The organism is Streptomyces sp. NPDC058671 (assembly GCF_042716475.1).
Lineage (GTDB): Bacteria > Actinomycetota > Actinomycetes > Streptomycetales > Streptomycetaceae > Streptomyces.
In genome coordinates this window covers 74,948-99,372 of the sequence record NZ_JBHXSA010000003.1, presented here as the reverse complement: position 1 = coordinate 99,372, position 24,425 = coordinate 74,948, and the positions used below count along the sequence as shown (strand labels likewise).

Sequence of the window (24,425 nt, the reverse complement as noted above, 5' to 3'; positions counted from 1 at the left end):
CCGTGATCGATATCAGCGAATCCGTGATGCAGTTCCTTCTCGCGTTCATCGTGGCCGGGCCGCTTCTCGGCGCGGCCGCCGCGCTCCTCCCGGCCCCGCCCGGGCTGAAGGGGAAGTCCCCGGACCAGGCCGTGCTCCGCCACGGTGTGACCGTGACCGGCGTGACCCTCCTCGCCGCGATCGTCCTCACCCTCGGTTTCGACCACGACCAGCCGTCGAGGATGCAGGCCACGACGGACATCAGCTGGATCAGGGCACTCGACGTGCGCATCCACCTCGGTGTCGACGGCATTTCCCTCCCCCTCCTCGTCCTCACCGCGCTCCTGAGCTTCCTCTGCGCGCTGTACAGCTACTTCACGGAGCAACATCAGCGGCTGACGCCGCGGGCTCCGGGCACGTCCCCCAAGGGCTTCGTCGCGCTCCTCCTCGTCCTGGAGTCCGGCACCCTCGCCACCTTCGCCGTCCTCGACCTCGTCCTGTTCTTCCTGGCCTTCGAGATGGTCCTCATCCCGATGTACTTCCTCATCACCCGCTGGGGCGGCGAGGGCAGGCAGGCCGCCGCCTGGAAGTTCATCCTCTACACGCTGCTCGGCTCCGTCGTCATGCTGCTCGGCCTGCTCCTCATCGGTGTGAAGGCGGGCACGTTCGACATGGTGGCACTCGCCGCTGACAACGGCCGTGGACTGACCACGTCCGTGCAGGTCATCGCCGTTCTCGCGATCGGGATCGGACTCGCGGTGAAGACCCCGATGTGGCCGCTGCACAGCTGGCTCCCGGACGCCCACACCGCCGCCCCGACCGTCGGCTCGGTCCTCCTCGCCGGTGTCCTGCTCAAGATGGGCACCTACGGCTTCGTCCGGATCCTGCTGCCGGTCACCCCCGACGGCATGCGGACCTTCGCCCCGTACCTCGGCGCCTTCGCCGTCGCCGGGATCATCTACGGATCGCTCGCCTGCCTCGCCCTCGCCAGGCCCGGCAACAAGGGCGACCTCAAGCGCCTCATCGCGTACTCCTCCGTCGGCCACATGGGCTTCGTCCTCCTCGGCATCGCCACCATGACCCCCACCGGGGTCAACGGCGCCCTCTTCGCCAACGTCGCCCACGGCCTCGTCACCGGGCTTCTCTTCTTCCTGGTCGGCGCGGTCAAGGACCGGTACGGCACCGCCGACCTCGACACCCTCGCGGGCGCCACGGGCGCCGCCCTCTACGGTCGCGCTCCCCGCCTCGGCGCGTTCCTCGCCTTCGCCGCCGTCGCCTCCCTCGGCCTGCCGGGCCTGGCCGGCTTCTGGGGCGAGATGCTGGCCCTGTTCGGCGCGTTCGAGCCGGCCGAGGGCCTCAGCCGCCCCGCCTTCCTCACCTTCATGGCGATCGGCGCCTTCGGCACCCTCCTCACCGCCGCGTACCTCCTCCTCGTCGTCCGCCGTGTCTGCATGGGCGGCCCCCGACCCGCCGGGGAGACGCCGATCGCCGACATCCAGGGGTACGAGTTCGCCGCCTGGACCCCGCTCGTCGCCCTCACCGTCCTCGCCGGACTCTGGCCCGCCGTCCTCCTCGGCCTCACCGACCCGGCCGTCCAGAAGCTCCTCGCCGGAGGCACCCAGTGACGTCGCTCGTCCAGTCCGTCGACTGGCTCACGATCGCGCCCCCCACCCTGACGGCCGTGATCGCCCTCGTCGTCCTCGTCGCCGACCTGTTCGTCCCCGAGGAGCGCAAGCGGCTCCTCGGCTGGACCGCGATCGGCGGCCTCGTCGCCGCCCTCGCCCTCCTCGTGCCCCTGCGGGCCGGCGACCGCTCCACCTTCTGCCTCACCGCGGACACCCAGGTCAGGGCGTGCAGCTACACCGCCGACCACTTCACCCTGGTCATCCAGCTGCTCGTCCTCGGCGGCGCGCTCCTGACGGCGCTGCTCTCGCTCACCGAGACGAGCGGCCCGCTCGGGCGCGGCACGCCGACAGGGGCCCCGGAGAAACTGCCGGCCGGCGAGTTCTGGTTCCTGCTGCTGTCCTCGGCCGCGGGCGCCGCCCTGCTGCCCGCCTCCCGCGACCTCGCGACCCTCGTCGTCGCCCTGGAGGTGGCCTCGCTGCCCGCCTTCGCGCTCGTCGGCCTCAAGCGCGGTGACCGCCGGTCGGGGGAGGCGGCGCTCAAGTTCTTCCTCTCCTCCGTGACCGCGACCGCCGTCACCCTCCTCGGGGCCAGCTTCGTGTACGCGGCGACCGGCACCCTCCACCTCACGGAGCTCGCCCAGCGCCTCGACGACGTCCCCGGCCAGCTCCAGACGCTCGCCGAGGCGGGCGTGGCCCTCACCCTCGTCGGCTTCGCCTTCAAGACGGCCGCCGTCCCCTTCCACTTCTGGGTGCCCGACACGTACGTCGGCGCCCCGCTGCCCGTCGCCGCGTACCTCTCGGTGGTCGGCAAGGCCGTCGGCTTCACCGGGCTCATCCTGGTGACGGTCGTCGCGTTCCCGTCGTACGCGGACGTGTGGGGCCCGGCGCTCGCCGTCCTCGCCGCGCTCACCATGACCGCGGGCAACGTCGCCGCCCTGCGCCAGGTCTCCACGCGCGCGTGGAGCGCGGTCCGGCTGCTCGCCTGGTCCTCCGTCGCCCAGGCGGGCTACCTCCTGGTGCCGATCGCCGCCGCCGCGTACTCCAGCGACGACCAGATCGGCGCCACCGTCGCGTACGCCCTGATGTACGCCGTGGTGAACCTCGGCGCGTTCGCGGTGGTCGCGCTCGTCGCGCGCCGCCACCCCGGGAACCGGATCGCGGACTACCGCGGCCTGTACGCGACGAGTCCCGCCGCCGCCCTCGCGCTCGCCTTCTTCCTGCTGAACCTGGCCGGCCTGCCCCCGGGCGTCATCGGCCTCTTCGCCAAGGTGACCGTCTTCTCGGCGGCCGTCGACGCGGGCCTCGGCTGGCTGGCCGTGATCATGGGCATCAACGTCGTGATCGCCCTGTACTACTACCTCCGCTGGACGGCCGTGCTGTTCCGGGCGCCGGAAGGGACCGCCGAGAAGCCGACGGCGCGGGCCGCCCGCAGGACCCCCGTGCCGATCACGCTGGCGATCGCGCTGACCGCCGCCGCCGCAGCCGTCCTTTCGGGCTACCCGCAGTTCGCCCTCCGCTTCGCCGCGAACAGCCTCTTCTGACAGCGGCCGCTGCCGCCCGCCGCTGACAGCCCCTCTCTCAGCCCCCTCTCCGAGCCCTCCGGCAGCCCCTCCGACACCCCTCCGACCCGAACGGCGCACAGCGCCCCCGGTGCGGCCGGGGGAACCCGAACCTCCCGCCTGGCGTTGACCAGTACGGAAGGGTCCACTGGACCAGTGGACGACCACGCAGCGAAGGGTTCCCCTGCCGCACGACTTGGAGGGCGTACCGTGCACCGCCGGCACAACGGGCTGAGGACCGCCGTACTCCTCGGAGGGCTCTCCGCCCTCATCATCGTCATCGGCAGCTTCTTCGGACGTACGGGGCTGCTCGTCGCGGTCCTCGTGGCGCTCGGCACCAACGCGTACGCGTACTGGAACAGCGACAAGCTGGCACTGCGGGCCATGCGCGCCCGTCCGGTCAGCGAGTTCGAGGCGCCCGCGCTCTACCGGCTGGTGCGGGAGCTCTCCACGCAGGCGCGCCAGCCCATGCCCCGGCTCTACATCTCGCCGACCCAGGCGCCGAACGCCTTCGCGACCGGCCGGAATCCGCGCAACGCCGCCGTCTGCTGCACCGAGGGCATCCTCGCCCTCCTCGACGAGCGGGAGCTGCGCGGGGTCATCGGCCATGAGCTCAGCCACGTCTACAACCGGGACATCCTCATCTCCTCGGTCGCCGGAGCGCTGGCCTCCGTGATCCTGTTCCTGGTCAACTTCGCCTGGCTGATCCCCGTCGGCCGCTCCAACGACGACGACGGCCCCGGACTGCTCGGGATGCTCCTGATCATGATCCTCGGCCCCGTCGCCGCCTCGGTCATCCAGCTCGCCATCTCCCGCTCCCGCGAGTACGAGGCCGACGCCTCGGGCGCCCAGCTCACCGGCGACCCGCTCGCCCTGGCCAGCGCCCTGCGGAAGCTGGACGCAGGCACCAAGCAACTGCCGCTGCCCGCGGAGCCCCGGATCGAGACCGCGAGCCACATGATGATCGCGAACCCGTTCCGGCCCGGTCAGGGCATGTCCAGGATGTTCTCCACCCATCCGCCGATGGCCGAGCGCATCGCCCGGCTCGAACAGATGGCAGGTCACCGCCCGTGAAGACGATCCTCAACGTCATTTGGCTGATCCTGTGCGGATTCTGGATGTTCCTGGGCTACATGCTCGCGGGCGCCCTGCTCTGCATCACGATCATCGGCATCCCCTTCGGGCTCGCCGCGTTCCGCATCGGGATCTACGCCCTGTGGCCCTTCGGGCACACGGTCGTCGACCGCCGCGACGCGGGCGCCCCCTCCCTCATCGGCAACGTCCTGTGGCTGATCCTCGCCGGCTGGTGGCTCGCCCTCGGCCACATCACCACCGGCATCGCCCTGTGCATCACGATCATCGGCATCCCGCTGGGCATCGCGAACTTCAAGCTGATCCCGGTGTCCCTGCTGCCCCTCGGCAAGGACATCGTCCCCACGGACGAGGCACACGGGTACGCGGGCCGCTAGGGTCCGCCCCTCGGTCAGGCCCCGGGAGGTCCGCCCGTCGGTCAGGCCCCGGGAGGCACAGGCCGTCCTCGACCGACGGCCCACGCCACCACGCCGACCGCGACGACCCCCGCCCCCGCCAGGACCGACCCCAGCGGCAGCGCGAACGCGAGCGCCCCGCACCCGGCGAGACCGAGCGCGGCGAGCGGCCGGGCCCGCCCGCCCAGGGTCCACGCGGAGGCGTTCGCGATCCCGTAGTAGACGAGCACCCCGAACGACGAGAAGCCGATCGCGTCCCGTACGTCCGCCGTCGCCGCCACCACGGCCACCACCGCGCCCACCGCCAGCTCCGCCCGGTGCGGCACCTGGAAGCGGGGGTGCACGGCGGCGAGCGCGGTCGGCAGGTACCCGTCCCGCGCCATCGCGAGGGTCGTGCGGGACACCCCGAGGATCAGTGACAGCAGCGAGCCGAGCGCGGCGACCGCCGCGCCCGCGGTCACCACCGGTACGAGCCAGGCGGCGCCCGCCGCGCGGGCCGCGTCGACGAGCGGGACGGGGGAGGCGGCGAGGGCCGCGGGACCGAGGACGGTCAGCACGCTCACCGCGACGAGCACGTACACGACGAGGGCGATCCCGAGCGCCACCGGCACCGCCCGGGGGATCGTCCGGGCCGGATCACGGACCTCCTCGCCGAGCGTGGCGATCCGCGCGTACCCCGCGAATGCGAAGAAGAGCAAACCCGCGGCCTGGAGCACACCGCCCGCCGTGAGCTCGTCCCCGGACGCGAGCGGCACCGTCCCACCGGCCCCGAGGGACACCACGCAGACGGCGGCGAGGACGGCGAGGACCAGGGCCACGATGACCCGCGTGAGCAGCGCCGACTTCTGAACTCCCCCGTAGTTGACGGCGGTCAGGGCCACCACGGCGGCCACCGCCACCGTGTGCGCGTGCCCCGGCCACACGTACGCCCCGACCGTCAGGGCCATCGCCGCGCACGAGGCCGTCTTGCCCACCACGAAGGCCCAGCCGGCCAGATAGCCCCAGAAGGACCCGAGGCGTTCGCGACCGTACACGTAGGTGCCGCCGGAGCTGGGGTGGCGGGCCGCGAGCCGGGCCGACGCCATCGCGTTGCAGTACGCGACGACGGCGGCGACCGCGAGCGCCCCGAGCACCCCGCGCCCCGACCCGGCCGCCCCGGCGGCGGGCCCGAGCGCGACGAAGATCCCGGCCCCCACCATGGCGCCGAGGCCGATCACGACCGCGTCGAAGACACCGAGGGACCGGCGCAACTCTGGACTCATGCGCGGCAGCCTAGAGCCCGGTCTCCCGCAGCGTGATGTTGAGGCGTCCGACGAGGCCGAGCGCCGGTTCGGCCGTCCCCGGATACACCTTGGGCACCCCGTGATGAACCCACCGCGAGGCCCCGCCGAAGACGAAGAGATCGCCGGACGCCAGCTCGACGTCCTGGTACGGCCGCCCCCGGTTCTCCTCGTTCCCGAAGCGGAACACACACCGGTCCCCGAGGCTCAGCGACACCACCGGCGCGCCCGAACGCTCCTCCCGGTCCTGGTGCATGCCCATCCGCGCCCCCGGCGCGTAGAAGTTCACGAGCGCGGTGTCGGGGGTGAAACCGCCGTCGTCGCCGTACGCCTCCACGAGCGCCTCCCGGCCCAGGGCCACGAGCCGGTCGGGCAGTTCGACGCCCACGGTGTCGAGATAGCGGTACGGCACCCACTGCCGGCCCAGGCACAGCGTCCGCACCGACATGACACCCCCGCCGGGCAGCACGGTCCGCCGGTACGGCACGGGTCCGCGCCCCCACTCCCGGCAGTCCTCCACCAGCTCCCGCTGCCGAGCGAACGGGAGCCACGCGGGCACGTGCACGGCGCCGGGGGCGATCTCGGCCCGCTCGCGGGGAAAGAGCCCCTCGGTCACACGAGGACCCCTTCGAGGGCGAGGAGCCGCTCCTTCCGGTCGAGCCCGGCGGCGTACCCGCGCAGACTCCCGTCGGCCCCGATCACCCGGTGACAGGGACGCACCAGAAGCAGCGGATTGCGCCCGATCGCCGTCCCCACGGCCCGGACCCCGGCGCCGGAGGAACCGACCCGCCGCGCGATCTCCCCGTACGAGACGGTCGTGCCGTACGGGATCTCCTCGACGGCCCCCCAGACGCGCCGCTGGAACAGGGTCCCGACGTCGCTCGCGAGGGGCAGGTCGAACCGGTCCCGGCGTCCGGCGAAGTACTCACCCAACTGCCCGGCGACCTCGTCGAACGCCCCGGGCGCCGACGCCCAGCCGTCCTCGACCGCGACGGCCCCCTTCTGCCCCGGCAGGGACAGCGAGCGCAGCACGGCACGGCCCCCTCCGGCGAGCTGCCCGACGAGCAGCATCTCGCCCAGGGGGCCGTCGACGTACGCGTACACGGTCATGGCTGGTTCCTCTCCCCGCACGGGCCTTCCACGTTCCAGTGTGCGGGGCCGCCGAGCCACGGGCTGGCGGTATTCGGACGCGAGCGTCGACCGGGCGGCCGGGTCAGCGGTAGTTCACGAACTGGATCGCGAAGTCGAAGTCCTTGCCCTTGAGCAGCGTCTGGACGGCCTGCAGGTCGTCCCGGCTCTTCGAGCTGACCCGCAGCTCGTCGCCCTGCACCTGCGCCTTGACGCCCTTGGGGCCCTCGTCCCGGATGGTCTTCGCGACCTTCTTGGCGTTCTCCTGCGAGATGCCCTCGGTGACCGACGCGAAGAGCTTGTACTCCTTGCCGGACAGCTGCGGATCGCCCTCGACGTCCAGCGACTTCAGCGAGATCCCCCGCTTGATCAGCTTGGTCTGGAAGATGTCGAGGATGGCCAGGACACGCTCCTCGCCGTTCGCCTGCATCAGGATCTTCTCGCCGGACCAGGAGATCGAGGCGTTGGTCCCCTTGAAGTCGTAGCGCTGGGAGATCTCCTTCACGGCCTGGTTGAGGGCGTTGTCGACCTCCTGCCGCTCGACCTTGGAGACGATGTCGAAACTGGAGTCGGCCATGACTCGTGGCTCCTTGCTCGGATGCTTGGGGTACAGCGCAAAGCCTAGGGGGTGTGCCAGGGCCCCGACCGCTGATCAATCCGGTGGCGAACCACCCCCGGGGATCAGGTATCGTTTACGTCGTTGCCACGGAACACCGCCGAAAAGCGGCTCCACGGCAGCGATCTCATGGCGATGTGCCCGAGTGGCCAATGGGAGCGGACTGTAAATCCGTCGGCTTAGCCTACCCAGGTTCGAATCCTGGCGTCGCCACGCGATACGAAAGGTCCCCGGTGCTTGCACCGGGGACCTTTCCTCGTTTCCGGGGGTCAGTTTCCGGCCACGTCCTTCACCGCGACCGACAGCGGGGTCGAACCCGCGATCAGTTCCAGGGTGAGGCCGGCCGTCGCCGGGGTGTCGAGGATCTCCGCGAGGGTCGCCGCCACGTCGTCGCGGGGGACCGGGCCGCGGCCCGTGCGGGCCTCGAGCCGGACCATGCCCGTCCCCGCGTCGTTCGTCAGCGTGCCCGGGCGCAGGATCGTCCAGTCCAGCGCCGTCCGCGCGCGGACCTCGTCGTCGGCGGACCCCTTGGCGCGGAGGTACGCGTCGAAGATCTCGTCGCCCGGGTGGGACGCGTCCGCGCCCATCGACGACACGACGACGTAGCGCCGCACGCCCGCCCGTTCCGCGGCGTCCGCGAAGAGCACCGCCGCCGCGCGGTCCACCGTGTCCTTGCGGTCCGCGCCGCTGCCCGGCCCCGCGCCCGCCGCGAAGACGGCCGCGTCGGCGCCCTGGAGGACCGCCGCGACCATCTCCACCGACGCCGACTCCAGGTCCAGGACCACGGGCTCGGCCCCCGCGTCCCTCAGGTCTCCGCCCTGTCCCGGGTCGCGGATGATCCCCGCGACCTCGTGCCCGCCCGCCGACAGCAGCCTCTCCAGGCGCAGGGCGATCTGTCCGTGTCCTCCAGCGATGACGATGCGCATACTCACGACCGTACGACGGGACCGGCCGGAGGGCTCCCCGGCTCCGGCGGACGCTCCGGACGCGCCTGCCGCGGCAGATCGAGCGCCGCCGCCGAGTCGCAGTACTCCCGCACCGCGCTCGTCCGCGCCACCACCCGCCCCCGGTGCACCACGATCCGGCTGTACGCGAGGGACAGCACGCCCGACAGACGCTCACCGCGCACCGCAAGCAGCTCCGCCGGGAAGCCGGCCTCGACCCGCACCTCCGGCAGCCCCATCACGTCCCGCGCCTCCGCGCTCACCGCCGCGTACGCCTCCTCGGCCGGCAGCCCGCCGAGCGAGGCCAGCAGGTACGCGGCCTCCAGCGGGTCCCCCCGCCCCACCGGGTTGGACACGTCCCGCAGCGCCCCGCTGCCCGCCGCGACCCGCACCCCGGCGGCCCGCAGCAGCCGTACGGGCGCCGCCCCGCGCCGTTCCGTACCGCCACAGCCGCCCTGCGGGAGGCACACCACCGTCACCCCGGCCGCCGCCAGCTGGTCCGCCGCCCTGCGCACCGCGTCGGCGGGGAGCCCGCCGAGCCCCGCGCACGGACCGATCGTCACCCCGGGCCGCAGCCCCCCGGCCATCGCCGCCAGCCGCGCCAGCCGGGCCGGGTCGTCCCCGTCGGTGTGCAGGTCGACCGGCACCCCGTGCTCGGCCGCGACCTCCAGGACCGCCTCCACGTAGCCGGCCGGGTCCGGGTCGAGGTCCGGACAGCCGCCGACCACCCCCGCGCCCATCTTCACCGCGTCCCGCAGCATCGCGAGACCGTCCGCGCCGGCCACCCCGGTGAGCAGCCGGGGCACGGCCACGGCGGTCAGGTCGGCGAGGCCGCGCAGCGAGCGGCGGGCCTGGAGCACCGCTTCGAGCGGCCCGAGCGCGTGCACGTCACCGATCCGCACGTGCGCGCGGAGCGCGGTCGCGCCGTGGCCGAGCTGGAGCAGCGCGGCCTCGGTGGCGCGGCGCTGCACGTCCTCCGGCGCGTACGAGACGGGGCCGGGGGAGTCGGCGGACAGCGCCGTGTCGGCGTGGGCGTGGGGCTCGGCGGCGGCGGGCAGCAGCAGATAGCCGGCCAGGTCCACGCGCGCGCCCACGGCGGCCAGGCTCCCGGCCGTGCCGACGGCCTCGATCCGGCCGCCGACGAGCCGGACGTCCACGGTCCGTCCGTCGGTGAGCCGCGCGTGGGAGAGCAGGAGCGAGGTCGAGTCGGCGGTGGTGGCGGCCCCGTCGTCGGGCGGCTGGGGCTGCTTGCTTTCGGCTGACATCGGGGCTCCTCAAGGCTCCTCAAGATCAAGATCACGAAGCGTGGGGGCCGAGCCTAGGGGCGCTCGCCGCGAGCTTCGAGGAGGAGCGCAATAGTCGTACCGATGAGGCCACGAGTGGCGTACGTGACCCCTGGTGAGGACCGTCGCACGGGGGCCGCGAAACGGATTTGGGTGATGGGCCGGAGACCGTGTAATGTCTTCCTCGCTCGCCCCAATAGCTCAGTCGGTAGAGCGTCTCCATGGTAAGGAGAAGGTCTACGGTTCGATTCCGTATTGGGGCTCTGGTGAGAAGGAACCCGTCCTCGGACGGGATCCGGATCATCAAAGCGGTGTAGCTCAGTCGGTAGAGCAAGCGGCTCATAATCGCTGTGTCACCGGTTCAAGTCCGGTCACCGCTACACACGGTAGCCGATTGTGGGGTCGGTCCTTCGATCGGCTACTCTTTTATGCGTTCATCCGTCCACCGTCCGTCCAAGGAGCACTCACGTGGCTGCCACCGACGTCCGCCCGAAGATCACGCTGGCCTGCGTGGAGTGCAAGGAGCGGAACTACATCACCAAGAAGAACCGGCGTAACAACCCGGACCGTCTTGAGATGAAGAAGCACTGCCCTCGCTGCAACTCGCACACCGCGCACCGCGAGACGCGTTAACCAGGCTCGTACACGAGGCCGTCCCCATTCGGGGGCGGCCTCGTGTCGTTTGTCGGCAACAGATCCAGGAGGTATCGAGTCCATGGCGCTCGACCAGTCCTTCGTGGGCCGGACCTATCCGCCCACCCCGCCCTACGAGGTCGGCCGCGAGAAGATCCGCGAGTTCGCCGAGGCGATCGGGGACGCCAATCCCGCGTACACCGACACCGAGGCGGCCAAGGCGCTCGGCCACCCCGAGGTGATCGCCCCGCCCACCTTCGTGTTCGCCATCACGTTCAAGGCGGCCGGAGCGGTCATCGAGGACCCGCAGCTGGGCCTCGACTACAGCCGGGTCGTCCACGGCGACCAGAAGTTCGCCTACACCCGGCCCGTACACGCCGGCGACCGGCTCTCGGTCACCTCCACCATCGAGGCGATCAAGTCCCTCGCCGGCAACGACATCGTGGACATCCGCGGCGAGGTCCACGACGCCTCCGGCGAGCACGTCGTCACCGCCTGGACCAAGCTCGTCTCCCGCGCACCCGAGGGGGCCTGACCATGACCGCGAAGATCAGCTACGACGAGGTCGAGGTCGGCACCGAACTGCCCGCGCAGACCTTCCCCGTGACGCGCGCCACGCTCGTCCGGTACGCCGGCGCCTCCGGGGACTTCAACCCCATCCACTGGAACGAGAGGTTCGCGGTGGAGGTCGGCCTCCCCGACGTCATCGCCCACGGCATGTTCACCATGGCCGAGGCGATCCGCGTCGTCACCGACTGGACCGGCGACCCCGCCGCCGTCGTCGAGTACGGCGTCCGCTTCACCAAGCCGGTCGTCGTCCCCGACGACGACGAGGGCGCCCTCGTGGAGGTCAGCGCCAAGGTCGCCGCCAAGCTGGACGACCAGCGGGTGCGGGTGGACCTCACCGCGATGTGCGCCGGGCAGAAGGTGCTGGGGATGAGCCGGGCCGTGGTCCGGCTCGCCTGACGGCCGGTGTTCCCACCGCGGGTGAGACCTTCCAGCCGCGGTGGGAACGTACCCTTGGGCCCGTGCAGCTTCTCCACGACGCCCCCCTCGCCCCCCTGACCACCTTCCGCCTCGGCGGTCCCGCCGCTCGGCTGGTCACCGCCACCACCGACGACGAGGTCGTCGCCGCGGTCCGCGAGGCCGACGCCTCGGGGACGCCGCTGCTCGTCATCGGCGGCGGATCCAACCTGGTCATCGGGGACAAGGGCTTCGACGGCACCGCGCTGCGGATCGCCACCACCGGCTTCTCCCTCGACGGGACCCGCCTCGAACTCGCCGCCGGCGAGGTCTGGACGGACGCCGTCGCCCGGACCGTCGAGGCCGGGCTCGCCGGGATCGAGTGCCTCGCCGGCATTCCCGGCTCGGCCGGCGCGACCCCGATCCAGAACGTCGGCGCGTACGGGCAGGACGTCTCCGCCACCGTGACCGAGGTCGTCGCCTACGACCGGCGCGCCGACGAGACGGTCACCCTCACCAACGCCGAGTGCGCCTTCTCGTACCGGCACAGCCTCTTCAAGGACCACCCCGAGCGGTACGTGGTGCTGCGGGTCCGCTTCGAGCTCGAGGACGCGGACGGGATGTCGGCGCCGATCAAGTACCCGGAGACCGCGCGCGCCCTCGGTGTCGAGGCGGGGGACCGGGTGCCGCTCGCACGGGCCCGCGAGACCGTCCTGCGGCTGCGCGCCGGCAAGGGCATGGTCCTGGACCCCGAGGACCACGACACCTGGTCCGCCGGGTCGTTCTTCACCAACCCGATCCTCACGGACGAGGAGTACGCCGCCTTCCACGCGCGCGTGACCGAGCGGCTCGGCGCGGACGTCACCCCGCCGGCCTTCCCCGCCGGCGACGGCTTCACCAAGACCTCCGCCGCCTGGCTGATCGACAGGGCCGGATTCACCAAGGGGTACGGCTCCGGGCCCGCGCGGATCTCCACCAAGCACACGCTCGCCCTCACCAACCGGGGCGAGGCGACCACCGAGGACCTGCTCGCGCTCGCCCGCGAGGTCGTCGCGGGGGTCCGGGAGGCCTTCGGGATCACCCTGGTCAACGAGCCCGTCACGGTGGGCGTGGCCCTCTAGGGCGCCACGCCCGCGCGCCGCCCGGGATACTCAGCCGGCGATCCAGTCGTCGATCCCCGCGAGCAGCTTCGTCCGTACGCCCTCCGGGGCCGCCGAGCCGCGCACCGACTGCCGTGCCAGCTCCGCCAGCTCCGCGTCCGTGAACCCGTGGTGCCGGCGCGCGATCTCGTACTGGTCGGCCAGCCGCGAGCCGAAGAGCAGCGGGTCGTCCGCGCCGAGCGCCATCGGCACCCCCGCCTCGAAGAGGGTCCGCAGCGGCACGTCCTCGTGCTTCTCGTACACCCCGAGCGCCACATTGGACGCCGGGCAGACCTCGCAGGTCACACCCCGCTCCGCGAGCTTCCGCAGCAGCCGCGGGTCCTCCGCCGACCGCACCCCGTGCCCCACCCGTGTCGCCCGCAGATCGTCCAGGCAGTCGCGTACGGACGCGGGACCCGCCAGCTCGCCGCCGTGCGGGGCCGCGAGGAGGCCGCCGTCCCGCGCGATGGCGAAGGCCCGGTCGAAGTCCCGGGCCAGGCCCCGCCGTTCGTCGTTGGAGAGTCCGAAGCCCACCACGCCCCGGTCCGCGAACCGCACCGCGAGCCGGGCGAGCGTCCGCGCCTCCAGGGGGTGCTTCATCCGGTTCGCCGCGACCAGCACCCGCATCCCGAGCCCGGTCTCCCGCGCCGCCGACTCCACCGCGTCGAGGATGACCTCCAGGGCCGGGATGAGCCCGCCGAGATGCGGCGCGTACGAGGTGGGGTCGACCTGGATCTCCAGCCACCCGGAACCGTCCCTGACGTCCTCCTCGGCCGCCTCGCGCACCAGCCGCTGGATGTCCTCGGGCGTCCGCAGGCAGGAGCGGGCGATGTCGTAGAGCCGCTGGAAGCGGAACCAGCCGCGCTCGTCGGTCGCCCGCAGCTTCGGAGGCGTACCGCTGCTCAGCGCCTCGGGAAGGTGCACACCGTACTTGTCGGCCAGCTCGATGAGCGTCGTGGGCCGCATCGAACCGGTGAAGTGCAGATGCAGATGCGCCTTGGGCAGCAGGCTGATGTCGCGGTGTCCGTGCGGGGGGTACGGGGGGTGTCCCCCTGAAGAGGCCAGCATCGATCGATCCTGCCGCACCCGAACGGAGCAGGACACCCGGTTTCCCCGATCGGGACCTCGCTAGAACGCAAAAACGGGCCCCCGGCTCCGAAGAACCGGGGGCCCGCAGGGCACGGGGCCGTCGATCAGACGGTGGCCTCGGCGAGCAGCTTCTGCATCCGGGACACGCCCTCCACCAGGTCCTCGTCACCCAGCGCGTACGACAGACGCAGGTAGCCCGGCGTGCCGAAGGCCTCACCCGGGACGACCGCGACCTCGGCCTCGTCCAGGATCAGGGCCGCGAGCTCGACCGAGGTCTGCGGGCGCTTGCCGCGGATCTCCTTGCCGAGCAGCGCCTTCACCGACGGGTACACGTAGAACGCGCCCTCCGGGTTGGGGCAGAACACGCCGTCGATCTCGTTGAGCATCCGCACGATCGTCTGGCGGCGCCGGTCGAAGGCGCGGCCCATCTCGGCGACCGCGTCCAGGTTGCCCGACACGGCGGCGAGCGCGGCCATCTGCGCCACGTTGCTCACGTTGGACGTGGCGTGCGACTGCAGGTTGGTCGCGGCCTTCACGACGTCCTTCGGGCCGATGATCCATCCCACGCGCCAGCCGGTCATCGCGTACGTCTTGGCGACACCGTTGACGACGATGCACTTGTCGCGCAGCTCCGGCATGACCGACGGCAGCGAGACCGCGGACGCGTCGCCGTACACCAGGTGCTCGTAGATCTCGTCCGTCAGCACCCACAGACCGTGCTCGACGGCCCAGCGGCCGATCGCCTCGGTCTCGGCCTCGCTGTAGACGGCGCCGGTCGGGTTCGACGGGGAGACGAAGAGGACGACCTTGGTCCTCTCCGTACGCGCCGCCTCCAGCTGCTCCACCGAGACCCGGTAGCCGGTGGTCTCGTCGGCCACGACCTCCACCGGGACACCGCCCGCGAGACGGATCGACTCGGGGTACGTCGTCCAGTACGGCGCCGGGACGATGACCTCGTCGCCCGGGTCGAGGATCGCGGCGAAGGCCTCGTAGATCGCCTGCTTGCCGCCGTTGGTCACCAGGACCTGGGAGGCGTCGACCTCGTAGCCGGAGTCGCGGAGCGTCTTGGCGGCGATGGCGGCCTTCAGCTCGGGGAGGCCGCCGGCGGGCGTGTAGCGGTGGAACTTGGGGTTCTTGCAGGCCTCGATGGCCGCGTCGACGATGTAGTCCGGAGTCGGGAAGTCGGGCTCACCCGCGCCGAAACCGATCACCGGGCGCCCGGCGGCCTTGAGGGCCTTGGCCTTGGCGTCGACGGCGAGGGTGGCGGACTCGGAGATCGCACCGACGCGGGCGGAGACCCGACGCTCGGTGGGAGGGGTAGCAGCGCTCATACGGCCCATCGTCCCAGACCGCCTCAGGGCCCGACACACAGGTTTCACGGACCGGACAGGAACGGTCATTCCCGGTCGTACGCGCGTCCGACGGGAGGTCGCCCGTGGTTTCTGTTCGACGTGAAGCCCTCTGACCACGTATGCTCACTGCTCGTTGGCCCGCACCGACCACATCTCACGATGCGGTAGGTTGGGGACACCAACAAAGGGTCGTAGCTCAATTGGTAGAGCACCGGTCTCCAAAACCGGCGGTTGGGGGTTCAAGTCCCTCCGGCCCTGCTACACACACCGCCAGGTGTTGTGCGCATGTACGTACTTCATTGCACCGCCGTGCGGCTCCACCCGGGCGCGGCACGGCCGACCCGGAATCAGGTGAGAGATCGTGACGGACGCCGTAGGCTCCATCGACATGCCTGATGCCGATGACGAGGCCGAGAAGAAGAAGTCCCGCAAGGGCGGCAAGCGCGGAAAGAAGGGCCCTCTGGGCCGTCTCGCGCTCTTCTACCGCCAGATCGTCGCCGAGCTCCGCAAGGTCGTCTGGCCCACGCGCAGCCAGCTGTCGACGTACACCACTGTGGTGATCATCTTCGTCGTCATCATGATCGGCCTTGTCACCGTGATTGACTATGGCTTCCAGGAAGCAGTCAAGTACGTCTTCGGCTGACTTTTTGTTCCACCCCATCTGTATCGCAGGAAGAAGCAGCCACCGTGTCTGACGCGAACCTGAACGACGCCTTCGAGTCCGAGTCCGTCGAGGACGAGCAGGACATCGTCGAGGCGGCCGACGAGGACCAGGCGGACGCTGCTGACGACGTTGCCGGCGACGCCGCCGAGGAAGCCGCCGTCCACGTCGAGGACGAGGACGAGCAGGAGACCGACGAGGACGTCGACGCCGCCGAGAGCGACGAGGACGAGACCGTCGACGCCGCCGAGAGCGACGAGGACGAGACCGTCGAGACCGCCGACGTCGAGGACGCCGACGACGAGACCGAGGAAGAGGCCGAGCCGGCCGCCCCGGTCGACCCGGTCGCCGCGCTCCGCGAGGAGCTGCGCACCCTCCCCGGCGAGTGGTACGTCATCCACACCTACGCGGGCTACGAGAAGCGCGTGAAGGCGAACCTCGAGCAGCGCGCCGTCTCGCTCAACGTCGAGGACTTCATCTACCAGGCCGAGGTCCCCGAGGAAGAGATCGTCCAGATCAAGGGCGGCGAGCGGAAGAACGTCAAGCAGAACAAGCTTCCCGGCTACGTTCTCGTCCGCATGGACCTGACGAACGAGTCCTGGGGCGTCGTCCGCAACACCCCCGGCGTCACCGGCTTCGTGGGCAACGCCTACGACCCGTACCCGCTGACCCTGGACGAGATCGTCAAGATGCTCGCCCCGGAGGCCGAGGAGAAGGCCGCCCGCGAGGCCGCCGAGGCCGAGGGCAAGCCGGCTCCGTCCCGCAAGCTGGAGGTCCAGGTCCTGGACTTCGAGGTCGGCGACTCGGTCACGGTCACGGACGGTCCCTTCGCGACCCTCCAGGCCACGATCAACGAGATCAACCCCGACTCGAAGAAGGTCAAGGGCCTCGTCGAGATCTTCGGTCGCGAGACCCCGGTCGAGCTCAGCTTCGACCAGATCCAGAAGAACTGATCTCATAGGTTTCCGACCAGGTCAGAGTGGCTCTCGCAGCTGCTCTGACCTGCTCGGTTTTTAGCCGCGCGCCTATACCCGTTATCGTTGTGCGGTATGCCTCCATCCGGATGACCGGACGGCGGGCTGAACACTCTCACTAGGACCCGGAGAGAGCAATGCCTCCCAAGAAGAAGAAGGTCACGGGGCTTATCAAGCTCCAGATCAACGCCGGTGCGGCGAACCCGGCCCCGCCGGTCGGTCCCGCACTGGGCCAGCACGGCGTCAACATCATGGAGTTCTGCAAGGCCTACAACGCCGCGACCGAGTCGCAGCGTGGCATGGTCGTGCCGGTGGAGATCACGGTCTACGACGACCGCTCCTTCACCTTCATCACCAAGACTCCGCCGGCCGCCAAGCTGATCCTCAAGGCCGCGGGTGTGGACAAGGGCTCCGGCGAGCCGCACAAGACCAAGGTCGCGAAGCTCACGGCCGCCCAGGTCCGCGAGATCGCCACGGTCAAGCTCCCCGACCTGAACGCCAACGACCTCGACGCCGCGTCGAAGATCATCGCCGGCACCGCCCGTTCCATGGGCATCACGGTCGAGGGCTGATCACCCCCCTCGTGACCTAGTGGTAGGGCCGGCGCGGCCCGCACCACGACTCCGTACCTGAACCAACAGGAGCAGAAGTGAAGCGCAGCAAGGCTCTCCGCAGCGCGGACGCCAAGATCGACCGGGAGCGGAACTACGCCCCCCTCGAGGCCGTCCGTCTCGCCAAGGACACCGCCACCACGAAGTTCGACGGCACCGTCGAGGTCGCCTTCCGCCTGGGTGTCGACCCGCGCAAGGCCGACCAGATGGTCCGCGGCACCGTGAACCTCCCGCACGGCACCGGTAAGACCGCCCGGGTCCTGGTCTTCGCGACCGGTGACCGTGCCGAGGCCGCGATCGCCGCCGGCGCCGACATCGTCGGCTCCGACGAGCTCATCGACGAGATCTCCAAGGGCAACCGCCTGAACGAGTTCGACGCCGTGGTGGCCACCCCGGACCTCATGGGCAAGGTCGGCCGCCTCGGCCGCGTCCTCGGCCCGCGTGGTCTCATGCCGAACCCCAAGGTCGGCACCGTCACCCCCGATGTCGCGAAGGCTGTCAACGACATCAAGGGCGGCAAGATCGAGTTCCGCGTCGACAAGCACTCGAACCTGCACTTCATCATCGGCAAGGTCTCCTTCGACGAGACGAAGCTGGTCGAGAACTACGCCGCGGCTCTGGACGAGATCCTCCGTCTGAAGCCGTCCGCCGCCAAGGGCCGCTACATCAAGAAGGCGACCCTGACGACGACGATGGGCCCCGGCATCCCGCTGGACTCCAACCGCACCCGCAACCTCCTCGTCGAGGAGGACCCGGCCGCGGTCTGAACCCCATCGGTTCACTGAGTGGTCGACAGGCCCCCGCCTCTCCTCGGAGAGGCGGGGGCCTGTTCCTTGTTACGGTGCAGGGAGAGCGAAGACGTCGATCAAGGGGTGGGGAACTCTCATGAACAGGTCAGCAGGGAAGCGCGCGGGCGTCGCCGTCACGGCGATGGCACTCTCGCTGGGTGTCGCGGGCTGTCAGGACGGCACGGGCAAGGCGTCCGACGCCCCGAAGACCCAGAGCCCGGGCGACGTCACGAAGGTCATCCAGGCCGCGTACGAGAAGACCTCCGCGGCCAAGGCCGCCAAGGTCAGGATGACGATGAGCATGTCCGGGGCCGGGGCGGACTCGGGCACCGCCGAGCTGACCGGCGTCCAGGGCTGGGACCCCGCGGTGATGGACATCACCATGAAGGGCTCCATGCTGAGCGGCGCGGCCGCTTCCGGCGCCCCCGAGCAGATGCGCATGGTGATGCTCGACAACGTCATGTACATGGACATGGGCGTGAAGCAGGCCGCCGAGATGGACGGCAAGCGCTGGATGAAGCTGGACCTGAAGGCCGCCGCGGACGCCTCCGGCGACAAGGCACTCCAGAAGCAGCTGACCGGCGGCCTGGACAGCATGAACCAGGACCCGGCCCAGCAGCTCGCGCTGCTCCTCGACTCCCCGAACCTCAAGCACGTCGGCGCCGAGAAGATCAACGGCATGGAGACGCAGCACTACAAGGGCACGCTGACCTTCGAGCAGATGCTCCAGGCCAACAACACCTCCAAGGCGCTCTCCAAGGAGGACTACGACACCCTCATCGCCAACGTGAAGAAGGCGGGCCTCAAGGGCTACGACACCGAGGTCTGGGTCAACGAGGACGGCTACCCGGCGCGCATGGACATCGGCATGACGATGGCCGAGGGCACGATGCAGATCCGGGCCGACTACAGCGACTACGGCACCCAGGCCGCCGTCCAGGCGCCGCCGGCCAAGGACACGCTGGACCTCTTCGAGATGCTGAAGGGCCTCGGGAAGGCCTGATTTGCCCTTTGCCGACACGGTCACGTACTCTTCCACAGAAGCCAAAGACCGCTGGTCGTTACTGCGCCCCCAGGGTGCGGTGGCCGAAGGATTCGCTGAGACGCGAACGACCCGCGCAGGTGTTTGTGGAAGAGTTCCCGGATCTTCGTGATGCGGTTGAGCTGAGCCCCGAGCGCTTGCGCCGGGGCGTTTTGTTTTGTCAGCCCCTTCTGAGCGGTCCTCATCACCCGGAAGGAGGCCGACGCTCTATGGCAAGGCCCGACAAGGCTGCCGCGGTAGCCGAGCTTGAGGACCAGTTCCGCAGCTCGAACGCCGCTGTGCTGACCGAGTACCGGGGTCTCACCGTGGCGCAGCTCAAGACGCTGCGTCGTTCGCTCGGTGAGAACGCCCAGTACGCCGTGGTGAAGAACACGCTGACCAAGATTGCGGCCAACCAGGCCGGGATCACCGCGCTGGACGAGCACTTCGCTGGTCCGACCGCGGTCGCCTTCATCACCGGTGACCCGGTGGAGTCGGCGAAGAGCCTGCGTGACTTCGCCAAGGAGAACCCGAATCTCATCATCAAGGGCGGTGTCCTTGACGGCAAGGCGCTCTCCGCCGATGAGATCAAGAAGCTCGCGGACCTCGAGTCCCGTGAGGTTCTGCTCAGCAAGCTGGCCGGCGCGTTCAAGGGCAAGCAGTCTCAGGCTGCCTCGCTCTTCCAGGCGCTGCCGTCGAAGTTCGTCCGCACCGCGGAGGCGCTTCGCGTCAAGCTCGCCGAGCAGGGCGGTGCCGAGTAACTCGGCTCGCGCATTGATCCGCGCCGCCTAGTGCGCGGGTCACAGCGGGCCGTTACGCCCGCCTCTACATACATCCGGCACCTGCCGAATTAGTGGAAGGATCGCCCATCATGGCGAAGCTCTCTCAGGACGACCTCCTCGCCCAGTTCGAGGAGATGACCCTCATCGAGCTCTCCGAGTTCGTGAAGGCGTTCGAGGACAAGTTCGACGTCACCGCCGCCGCGGCCGTCGCCGTTGCCGGCCCGGGCGCCCCGGCCGCCGGTGCCGAGGCCGTCGAGGAGCAGGACGAGTTCGACGTCATCCTCGAGGGTGCCGGCGACAAGAAGATCCAGGTCATCAAGGTCGTGCGCGAGCTCACCTCCCTGGGCCTCAAGGAGGCCAAGGACCTCGTCGACGGCACCCCGAAGCCGGTCCTCGAGAAGGTCGCGAAGGAGGCCGCCGAGAAGGCTGCCGAGTCCCTCAAGGCCGCCGGCGCCTCCGTCACGGTCAAGTAAGACCGTTTCGGCTCGCTGAGCTGACTCCTGCCCCCGTGTAACGCGGGAGCACCGAGAGGCGATCACCCTTGTGGGTGGTCGCCTCTCGGCGTTCCCCGGGAAGGGCGTGGCGGGGCCCCTGGGGGCCGCGGGGAGCGGAGTATGGTGATCTTCGCCGTGCGCCCCGCACACCGGGGGGCCTTGACGAACCGCACGCAGCGCGCAATTCTCAGGACGCGTCGTCACAACGATCCGTTTCCGAGGCATGGATCGACGACTGAACGGGCAGTATCGAGGTGCGCCGCACGGCGCGAGTAGCGCGGAGTTGAGAGCAACGAGGGTCGCGAGGAACTCGCCCTGGACATCAGTGAGCCAAGTGGCTACACTGACCCTTTGCGCTGCCTGTTAGCTGCCCCCTGCCCGTCACCAGGGGCATACCTTCGCATCCGCTTCGTGGACCGACCCCGTCTGAACTGGCCTTTCGGTCATGTCAGGAAAAGTCTGCCGTGAAGCGATGCAGGGGACCGGTACGCGCGTAGTGAGTCCGAGCCCTCGGAAGGACCCCCTCTTGGCCGCCTCGCGCAACGCCTCGACCAATACGAACAACGGCGCAAGCACCGCCCCGCTGCGCATCTCCTTTGCAAAGATCAAGGAGCCCCTCGAGGTTCCGAACCTCCTCGCGCTGCAGACCGAGAGTTTTGACTGGCTGCTCGGCAACGCCGCCTGGAAGGCTCGCGTCGAGGCTGCCCTTGAGTCGGGACAGGACGTCCCCACGAAGTCCGGCCTGGAAGAGATCTTCGAGGAGATCTCGCCGATCGAGGACTTCTCCGGGTCGATGTCGCTGACCTTCCGCGACCACCGCTTCGAGCCGCCGAAGAACTCGATCGACGAGTGCAAGGACCGTGACTTCACGTACGGCGCCCCGCTCTTCGTCACCGCCGAGTTCACCAACAACGAGACCGGCGAGATCAAGTCCCAGACCGTCTTCATGGGCGATTTCCCGCTCATGACGAACAAGGGCACCTTCGTCATCAACGGCACCGAGCGTGTCGTGGTGTCGCAGCTGGTCCGTTCGCCGGGTGTCTACTTCGACTCCTCCATCGACAAGACGTCCGACAAGGACATCTTCTCCGCCAAGATCATCCCGTCCCGGGGTGCCTGGCTGGAGATGGAGATCGACAAGCGCGACCTGGTCGGTGTCCGCATCGACCGCAAGCGCAAGCAGTCCGTCACCGTCCTCCTCAAGGCTCTCGGCTGGACCACCGAGCAGATCCTGCAGGAGTTCGGCGAGTACGAGTCCATGCGCGCCACCCTGGAGAAGGACCACACCCAGGGCCAGGACGACGCGCTGCTCGACATCTACCGCAAGCTCCGTCCGGGCGAGCCGCCGACCCGTGAGGCCGCTCAGACGCTGCTCGAGAACCTCTACTTCAACCCGAAGCGCTACGACCTCGCCAAGGTCGGCCGCTACAAGGTGAACAAGAAGCTCGGCGCCGACGAGCCGCTGGACGCCGGCGTGCTCACCACCGACGACGTCATCGCCACGATCAAGTACCTGGTCAAGCTCCACGCGGGCGAGACCGAGACGATCGGCGAGAACGGCAACGAGATCGTCGTCGAGACCGACGACATCGACCACTTCGGCAACCGTCGTCTGCGCAACGTCGGCGAGCTCATCCAGAACCAGGTCCGCACGGGTCTGGCTCGTATGGAGCGCGTCGTGCGCGAGCGCATGACCACCCAGGACGTCGAGGCGATCACGCCGCAGACCCTGATCAACATCCGGCCGGTCGTCGCCTCCATCAAGGAGTTCTTCGGCACCAGCCAGCTGTCCCAGTTCATGGACCAGAACAACCCGCTGTCGGGTCTGACGCACAAGCGTCGTCTCTCGGCGCTGGGCCCTGGTGGTCTGTCCCGTGAGCGGGCCGGCTTCGAGGTCCGAGACGTGCACCCGTCCCACTACGGACGCATGTGCCCGATCGAGACCCCCGAAGGCCCGAACATCGGTCTGATCGGTTCGCTCGCCTCGTACGGCCGCGTCAACGCGTTCGGCTTCATCGAGACGCCGTACCGCAAGGTCATCGACGGCCAGGTCACCGACGAGGTCGACTACGTCACCGCCGACGAGGAGGACCGCTTCGTCATCGCGCAGGCCAACGCCGCGCTCAACGACGACATGCGGCTCACCGAGAACCGCGTCCTGGTGCGCAAGCGTGGCGGCGAGGTCGACTACGTCCTGCCGTCCGAGGTCGACTACATGGACGTCTCGCCGCGCCAGATGGTGTCGGTCGCGACCGCCATGATCCCGTTCCTCGAGCACGACGACGCCAACCGCGCCCTCATGGGCGCGAACATGATGCGGCAGGCGGTGCCGCTCATCAAGTCGGAGGCCCCGCTCGTCGGCACCGGCATGGAGTACCGCTGCGCCACCGACGCCGGTGACGTGCTCAAGGCCGAGAAGGACGGTGTCGTCCAGGAGCTGTCGGCCGACTACATCACGGTCGCCAACGACGACGGCACGTACATCACGTACCGCCTGCACAAGTTCTCCCGCTCCAACCAGGGCACCTCTGTGAACCAGAAGGTCGTCGTGGACGAGGGCGACCGCGTCATCGAGGGCCAGGTCCTCGCCGACGGTCCCGCCACCGAAGACGGCGAGATGGCCCTCGGCAAGAACCTGCTCGTGGCGTTCATGCCGTGGGAGGGTCACAACTACGAGGACGCGATCATCCTGTCGCAGCGCCTCGTGCAGGACGACGTCCTCTCCTCGATCCACATCGAGGAGCACGAGGTCGACGCCCGTGACACCAAGCTCGGCCCGGAGGAGATCACCCGGGACATCCCGAACGTCTCCGAGGAGGTCCTCGCCGACCTCGACGAGCGCGGCATCATCCGTATCGGTGCCGAGGTCGTCGCCGGCGACATCCTCGTCGGCAAGGTCACGCCCAAGGGCGAGACCGAGCTGACCCCGGAGGAGCGCCTGCTCCGCGCGATCTTCGGTGAGAAGGCCCGTGAGGTCCGTGACACCTCGCTGAAGGTGCCGCACGGCGAGATCGGCAAGATCATCGGCGTCCGCGTCTTCGACCGCGAGGAGGGCGACGAGCTTCCCCCGGGCGTGAACCAGCTGGTCCGCGTCTACGTCGCCCAGAAGCGCAAGATCACCGACGGTGACAAGCTCGCCGGTCGTCACGGCAACAAGGGCGTCATCTCCAAGATCCTGCCCATCGAGGACATGCCGTTCCTCGAGGACGGCACCCCGGTCGACATCATCCTCAACCCGCTGGGTGTCCCGTCCCGAATGAACCCGGGACAGGTCCTGGAGATCCACCTCGGCTGGCTCGCCAGCCGCGGCTGGGACGTCTCCGGCCTCGCGGACGAGTGGGCGCAGCGCCTCCAGGCGATCGGCGCCGACCAGGTCGCCCCGGGCACCAACGTCGCCACCCCCGTCTTCGACGGTGCGCGTGAGGACGAGCTCGCGGGTCTGCTGAACCACACCATCCCGAACCGCGACGGCGAGCGCATGGTGCTCCCGACCGGTAAGGCGAGGCTGTTCGACGGCCGCTCCGGCGAGCCGTTCCCGGAACCGATCTCGGTCGGTTACATGTACATCCTCAAGCTCCACCACCTGGTCGACGACAAGCTCCACGCGCGTTCGACCGGTCCGTACTCGATGATCACCCAGCAGCCGCTGGGTGGTAAGGCCCAGTTCGGTGGCCAGCGCTTCGGTGAGATGGAGGTGTGGGCGCTGGAGGCATACGGCGCCGCGTACGCCCTCCAGGAGCTGCTGACGATCAAGTCCGACGATGTGACCGGCCGCGTGAAGGTCTACGAGGCCATCGTCAAGGGCGAGAACATCCCTGAGCCCGGCATCCCCGAGTCCTTCAAGGTGCTCATCAAGGAGATGCAGTCCCTGTGCCTCAACGTGGAGGTGCTGTCCTCGGACGGCATGTCCATCGAGATGCGCGACACCGACGAGGACGTCTTCCGCGCAGCGGAGGAGCTCGGCATCGACCTGTCCCGGCGCGAGCCGAGCAGCGTCGAAGAGGTCTGACGGGAGTC

At 69.8% G+C, this 24,425-nt stretch carries 24 protein-coding genes and 4 tRNA genes; 20 read left to right on the top strand and 8 right to left on the bottom strand.

The genetic code is table 11. The annotated features are described in order from the left end of the window. Positions 1 to 2 precede the first annotated feature (2 nt). The 4 genes from ACFWV2_RS04875 (at position 3) to ACFWV2_RS04860 (ending at position 4,632) form a co-directional block, all read left to right on the top strand. A complete protein-coding gene (locus ACFWV2_RS04875; RefSeq protein WP_384401707.1) occupies positions 3 to 1,604 on the top strand; it encodes a NuoM family protein in 1,602 nt (533 codons plus the stop codon). After that, positions 1,601 to 3,145 carry an NADH-quinone oxidoreductase subunit N gene (locus ACFWV2_RS04870; protein WP_384401704.1) on the top strand — a complete coding sequence of 515 codons (1,545 nt, stop codon included), beginning with the start codon at positions 1,601 to 1,603 and terminating at the stop codon, positions 3,143 to 3,145. Before ACFWV2_RS04875 ends, ACFWV2_RS04870 begins: the two co-directional genes overlap by 4 nt. 228 nt (positions 3,146 to 3,373) lie before the next feature. Then, entirely contained in the window at positions 3,374 to 4,237 is an 864-nt protein-coding gene (gene htpX, locus ACFWV2_RS04865) for a zinc metalloprotease HtpX (RefSeq protein ID WP_360785236.1), read from the top strand. Further along, entirely contained in the window at positions 4,234 to 4,632 is a 399-nt protein-coding gene (locus ACFWV2_RS04860; RefSeq protein ID WP_384401700.1) for a YccF domain-containing protein, read from the top strand. Before htpX ends, ACFWV2_RS04860 begins: the two co-directional genes overlap by 4 nt. Positions 4,633 to 4,673: 41 nt before the next feature. On the opposite strand, the gene ACFWV2_RS04855 is transcribed toward ACFWV2_RS04860, so the two are convergent. The 4 genes from ACFWV2_RS04855 to ACFWV2_RS04840 form a co-directional block, all read right to left on the bottom strand. Then, positions 4,674 to 5,912 (bottom strand): APC family permease, encoded by a 1,239-nt coding sequence (locus ACFWV2_RS04855; protein WP_384401697.1) that lies wholly within the window; start codon positions 5,910 to 5,912, stop codon positions 4,674 to 4,676. A 10-nt stretch (positions 5,913 to 5,922) separates the two neighbouring features. After that, positions 5,923 to 6,546 (bottom strand): alpha-ketoglutarate-dependent dioxygenase AlkB family protein, encoded by a 624-nt coding sequence (locus ACFWV2_RS04850; protein ID WP_384401695.1) that lies wholly within the window; start codon positions 6,544 to 6,546, stop codon positions 5,923 to 5,925. Further along, a complete protein-coding gene (locus ACFWV2_RS04845) occupies positions 6,543 to 7,040 on the bottom strand; it encodes a methylated-DNA--[protein]-cysteine S-methyltransferase (RefSeq protein WP_384401692.1) in 498 nt (165 codons plus the stop codon). The genes ACFWV2_RS04850 and ACFWV2_RS04845 overlap by 4 nt, the downstream gene beginning before the upstream one ends. A gap of 103 nt (positions 7,041 to 7,143) precedes the next feature. Then, positions 7,144 to 7,635: a YajQ family cyclic di-GMP-binding protein gene (locus ACFWV2_RS04840; RefSeq protein WP_384401689.1), complete on the bottom strand. Its 492-nt coding sequence runs from the start codon at positions 7,633 to 7,635 to the stop codon at positions 7,144 to 7,146. Between the two features lie 170 nt (positions 7,636 to 7,805). Here ACFWV2_RS04840 and ACFWV2_RS04835 point away from each other — a divergent pair. Further along, positions 7,806 to 7,887: transfer RNA gene (locus ACFWV2_RS04835), tRNA-Tyr, on the top strand. A 56-nt stretch (positions 7,888 to 7,943) separates the two neighbouring features. Here ACFWV2_RS04835 and ACFWV2_RS04830 read toward each other — a convergent pair. Then, entirely contained in the window at positions 7,944 to 8,600 is a 657-nt protein-coding gene (locus ACFWV2_RS04830) for an NAD(P)H-binding protein (protein ID WP_384401686.1), read from the bottom strand. Positions 8,601 to 8,602: 2 nt separating this feature from the next. Beyond that, positions 8,603 to 9,883 (bottom strand): amidohydrolase family protein, encoded by a 1,281-nt coding sequence (locus ACFWV2_RS04825; protein WP_384401683.1) that lies wholly within the window; start codon positions 9,881 to 9,883, stop codon positions 8,603 to 8,605. A 208-nt stretch (positions 9,884 to 10,091) separates the two neighbouring features. On the opposite strand from ACFWV2_RS04825, the gene ACFWV2_RS04820 reads away from it, so the two are divergent. From ACFWV2_RS04820 to ACFWV2_RS04795, 6 genes are all read left to right on the top strand, one after another. Next, positions 10,092 to 10,164: transfer RNA gene (locus ACFWV2_RS04820), tRNA-Thr, on the top strand. 44 nt (positions 10,165 to 10,208) lie between these two features. Continuing rightward, positions 10,209 to 10,281, top strand: a tRNA-Met gene (locus tag ACFWV2_RS04815). A gap of 88 nt (positions 10,282 to 10,369) precedes the next feature. Next, on the top strand, positions 10,370 to 10,534 hold the full coding sequence (gene rpmG / locus ACFWV2_RS04810) for a 50S ribosomal protein L33 (RefSeq protein ID WP_003956487.1): 165 nt from the start codon (positions 10,370 to 10,372) through the stop codon (positions 10,532 to 10,534). 82 nt (positions 10,535 to 10,616) lie between these two features. Beyond that, entirely contained in the window at positions 10,617 to 11,069 is a 453-nt protein-coding gene (locus ACFWV2_RS04805; RefSeq protein WP_384401680.1) for a MaoC family dehydratase N-terminal domain-containing protein, read from the top strand. Positions 11,070 to 11,071: 2 nt separating this feature from the next. Further along, the gene (locus tag ACFWV2_RS04800; RefSeq protein ID WP_384401678.1) at positions 11,072 to 11,500 is read left to right on the top strand and encodes a MaoC family dehydratase; all 429 of its coding nucleotides are present in this window, start codon (positions 11,072 to 11,074) and stop codon (positions 11,498 to 11,500) included. A gap of 62 nt (positions 11,501 to 11,562) precedes the next feature. Further along, entirely contained in the window at positions 11,563 to 12,618 is a 1,056-nt protein-coding gene (locus tag ACFWV2_RS04795) for a UDP-N-acetylmuramate dehydrogenase (RefSeq protein ID WP_384401675.1), read from the top strand. Between the two features lie 30 nt (positions 12,619 to 12,648). Here the strand turns inward: ACFWV2_RS04795 and ACFWV2_RS04790 are convergent, their stop codons facing one another. Both ACFWV2_RS04790 and ACFWV2_RS04785 read right to left on the bottom strand, forming a co-directional pair. Further along, on the bottom strand, positions 12,649 to 13,704 hold the full coding sequence (locus tag ACFWV2_RS04790; RefSeq protein ID WP_384401672.1) for an adenosine deaminase: 1,056 nt from the start codon (positions 13,702 to 13,704) through the stop codon (positions 12,649 to 12,651). Between the two features lie 125 nt (positions 13,705 to 13,829). Beyond that, positions 13,830 to 15,056, bottom strand: coding sequence for a pyridoxal phosphate-dependent aminotransferase (locus ACFWV2_RS04785; RefSeq protein WP_384401669.1), 1,227 nt, complete (start codon positions 15,054 to 15,056; stop codon positions 13,830 to 13,832). Positions 15,057 to 15,262: 206 nt separating this feature from the next. Between ACFWV2_RS04785 and ACFWV2_RS04780 the strand changes: the two genes are divergently transcribed. The 9 genes from ACFWV2_RS04780 (at position 15,263) to rpoB (ending at position 24,417) form a co-directional block, all read left to right on the top strand. Beyond that, positions 15,263 to 15,335 (top strand) — tRNA-Trp (locus ACFWV2_RS04780). 103 nt (positions 15,336 to 15,438) lie between these two features. After that, positions 15,439 to 15,720 carry a preprotein translocase subunit SecE gene (gene secE, locus ACFWV2_RS04775; RefSeq protein ID WP_055599927.1) on the top strand — a complete coding sequence of 94 codons (282 nt, stop codon included), beginning with the start codon at positions 15,439 to 15,441 and terminating at the stop codon, positions 15,718 to 15,720. A 44-nt stretch (positions 15,721 to 15,764) separates the two neighbouring features. Then, positions 15,765 to 16,691 carry a transcription termination/antitermination protein NusG gene (gene nusG, locus ACFWV2_RS04770; protein ID WP_384401666.1) on the top strand — a complete coding sequence of 309 codons (927 nt, stop codon included), beginning with the start codon at positions 15,765 to 15,767 and terminating at the stop codon, positions 16,689 to 16,691. 158 nt (positions 16,692 to 16,849) lie between these two features. After that, the gene (rplK, locus tag ACFWV2_RS04765; RefSeq protein WP_315891551.1) at positions 16,850 to 17,284 is read left to right on the top strand and encodes a 50S ribosomal protein L11; all 435 of its coding nucleotides are present in this window, start codon (positions 16,850 to 16,852) and stop codon (positions 17,282 to 17,284) included. 77 nt (positions 17,285 to 17,361) lie between these two features. Next, positions 17,362 to 18,090, top strand: a complete 729-nt coding sequence (gene rplA / locus ACFWV2_RS04760; RefSeq protein ID WP_188269125.1) for a 50S ribosomal protein L1 — start codon at positions 17,362 to 17,364, stop codon at positions 18,088 to 18,090. Between the two features lie 118 nt (positions 18,091 to 18,208). Further along, positions 18,209 to 19,114: a hypothetical protein gene (locus ACFWV2_RS04755; RefSeq protein ID WP_384401661.1), complete on the top strand. Its 906-nt coding sequence runs from the start codon at positions 18,209 to 18,211 to the stop codon at positions 19,112 to 19,114. A 248-nt stretch (positions 19,115 to 19,362) separates the two neighbouring features. Next, on the top strand, positions 19,363 to 19,893 hold the full coding sequence (gene rplJ / locus ACFWV2_RS04750) for a 50S ribosomal protein L10 (RefSeq protein ID WP_053646191.1): 531 nt from the start codon (positions 19,363 to 19,365) through the stop codon (positions 19,891 to 19,893). Between the two features lie 110 nt (positions 19,894 to 20,003). Next, entirely contained in the window at positions 20,004 to 20,387 is a 384-nt protein-coding gene (gene rplL, locus ACFWV2_RS04745; RefSeq protein ID WP_030213912.1) for a 50S ribosomal protein L7/L12, read from the top strand. A 547-nt stretch (positions 20,388 to 20,934) separates the two neighbouring features. Further along, positions 20,935 to 24,417, top strand: coding sequence for a DNA-directed RNA polymerase subunit beta (gene rpoB / locus ACFWV2_RS04740; RefSeq protein WP_360785297.1), 3,483 nt, complete (start codon positions 20,935 to 20,937; stop codon positions 24,415 to 24,417). The last annotated feature ends 8 nt before the right edge of the window (positions 24,418 to 24,425 follow it).

Coding starts and splice junctions, on each gene's coding strand:
- ACFWV2_RS04855 (WP_384401697.1), bottom strand. CDS start 5,912: ATGAGTCCAGAGTTGCGCCGGTCCCTCGGTGTCTTCGACGCGGTCGTG.
- ACFWV2_RS04845 (WP_384401692.1), bottom strand. CDS start 7,040: ATGACCGTGTACGCGTACGTCGACGGCCCCCTGGGCGAGATGCTGCTC.
- ACFWV2_RS04840 (WP_384401689.1), bottom strand. CDS start 7,635: ATGGCCGACTCCAGTTTCGACATCGTCTCCAAGGTCGAGCGGCAGGAG.
- ACFWV2_RS04830 (WP_384401686.1), bottom strand. CDS start 8,600: ATGCGCATCGTCATCGCTGGAGGACACGGACAGATCGCCCTGCGCCTG.
- ACFWV2_RS04825 (WP_384401683.1), bottom strand. CDS start 9,883: ATGTCAGCCGAAAGCAAGCAGCCCCAGCCGCCCGACGACGGGGCCGCC.
- ACFWV2_RS04805 (WP_384401680.1), top strand. CDS start 10,617: ATGGCGCTCGACCAGTCCTTCGTGGGCCGGACCTATCCGCCCACCCCG.
- ACFWV2_RS04800 (WP_384401678.1), top strand. CDS start 11,072: ATGACCGCGAAGATCAGCTACGACGAGGTCGAGGTCGGCACCGAACTG.
- ACFWV2_RS04790 (WP_384401672.1), bottom strand. CDS start 13,704: ATGCTGGCCTCTTCAGGGGGACACCCCCCGTACCCCCCGCACGGACAC.
- ACFWV2_RS04785 (WP_384401669.1), bottom strand. CDS start 15,056: ATGAGCGCTGCTACCCCTCCCACCGAGCGTCGGGTCTCCGCCCGCGTC.
- rplK (WP_315891551.1), top strand. CDS start 16,850: ATGCCTCCCAAGAAGAAGAAGGTCACGGGGCTTATCAAGCTCCAGATC.
- ACFWV2_RS04755 (WP_384401661.1), top strand. CDS start 18,209: ATGAACAGGTCAGCAGGGAAGCGCGCGGGCGTCGCCGTCACGGCGATG.
- rplJ (WP_053646191.1), top strand. CDS start 19,363: ATGGCAAGGCCCGACAAGGCTGCCGCGGTAGCCGAGCTTGAGGACCAG.
- rplL (WP_030213912.1), top strand. CDS start 20,004: ATGGCGAAGCTCTCTCAGGACGACCTCCTCGCCCAGTTCGAGGAGATG.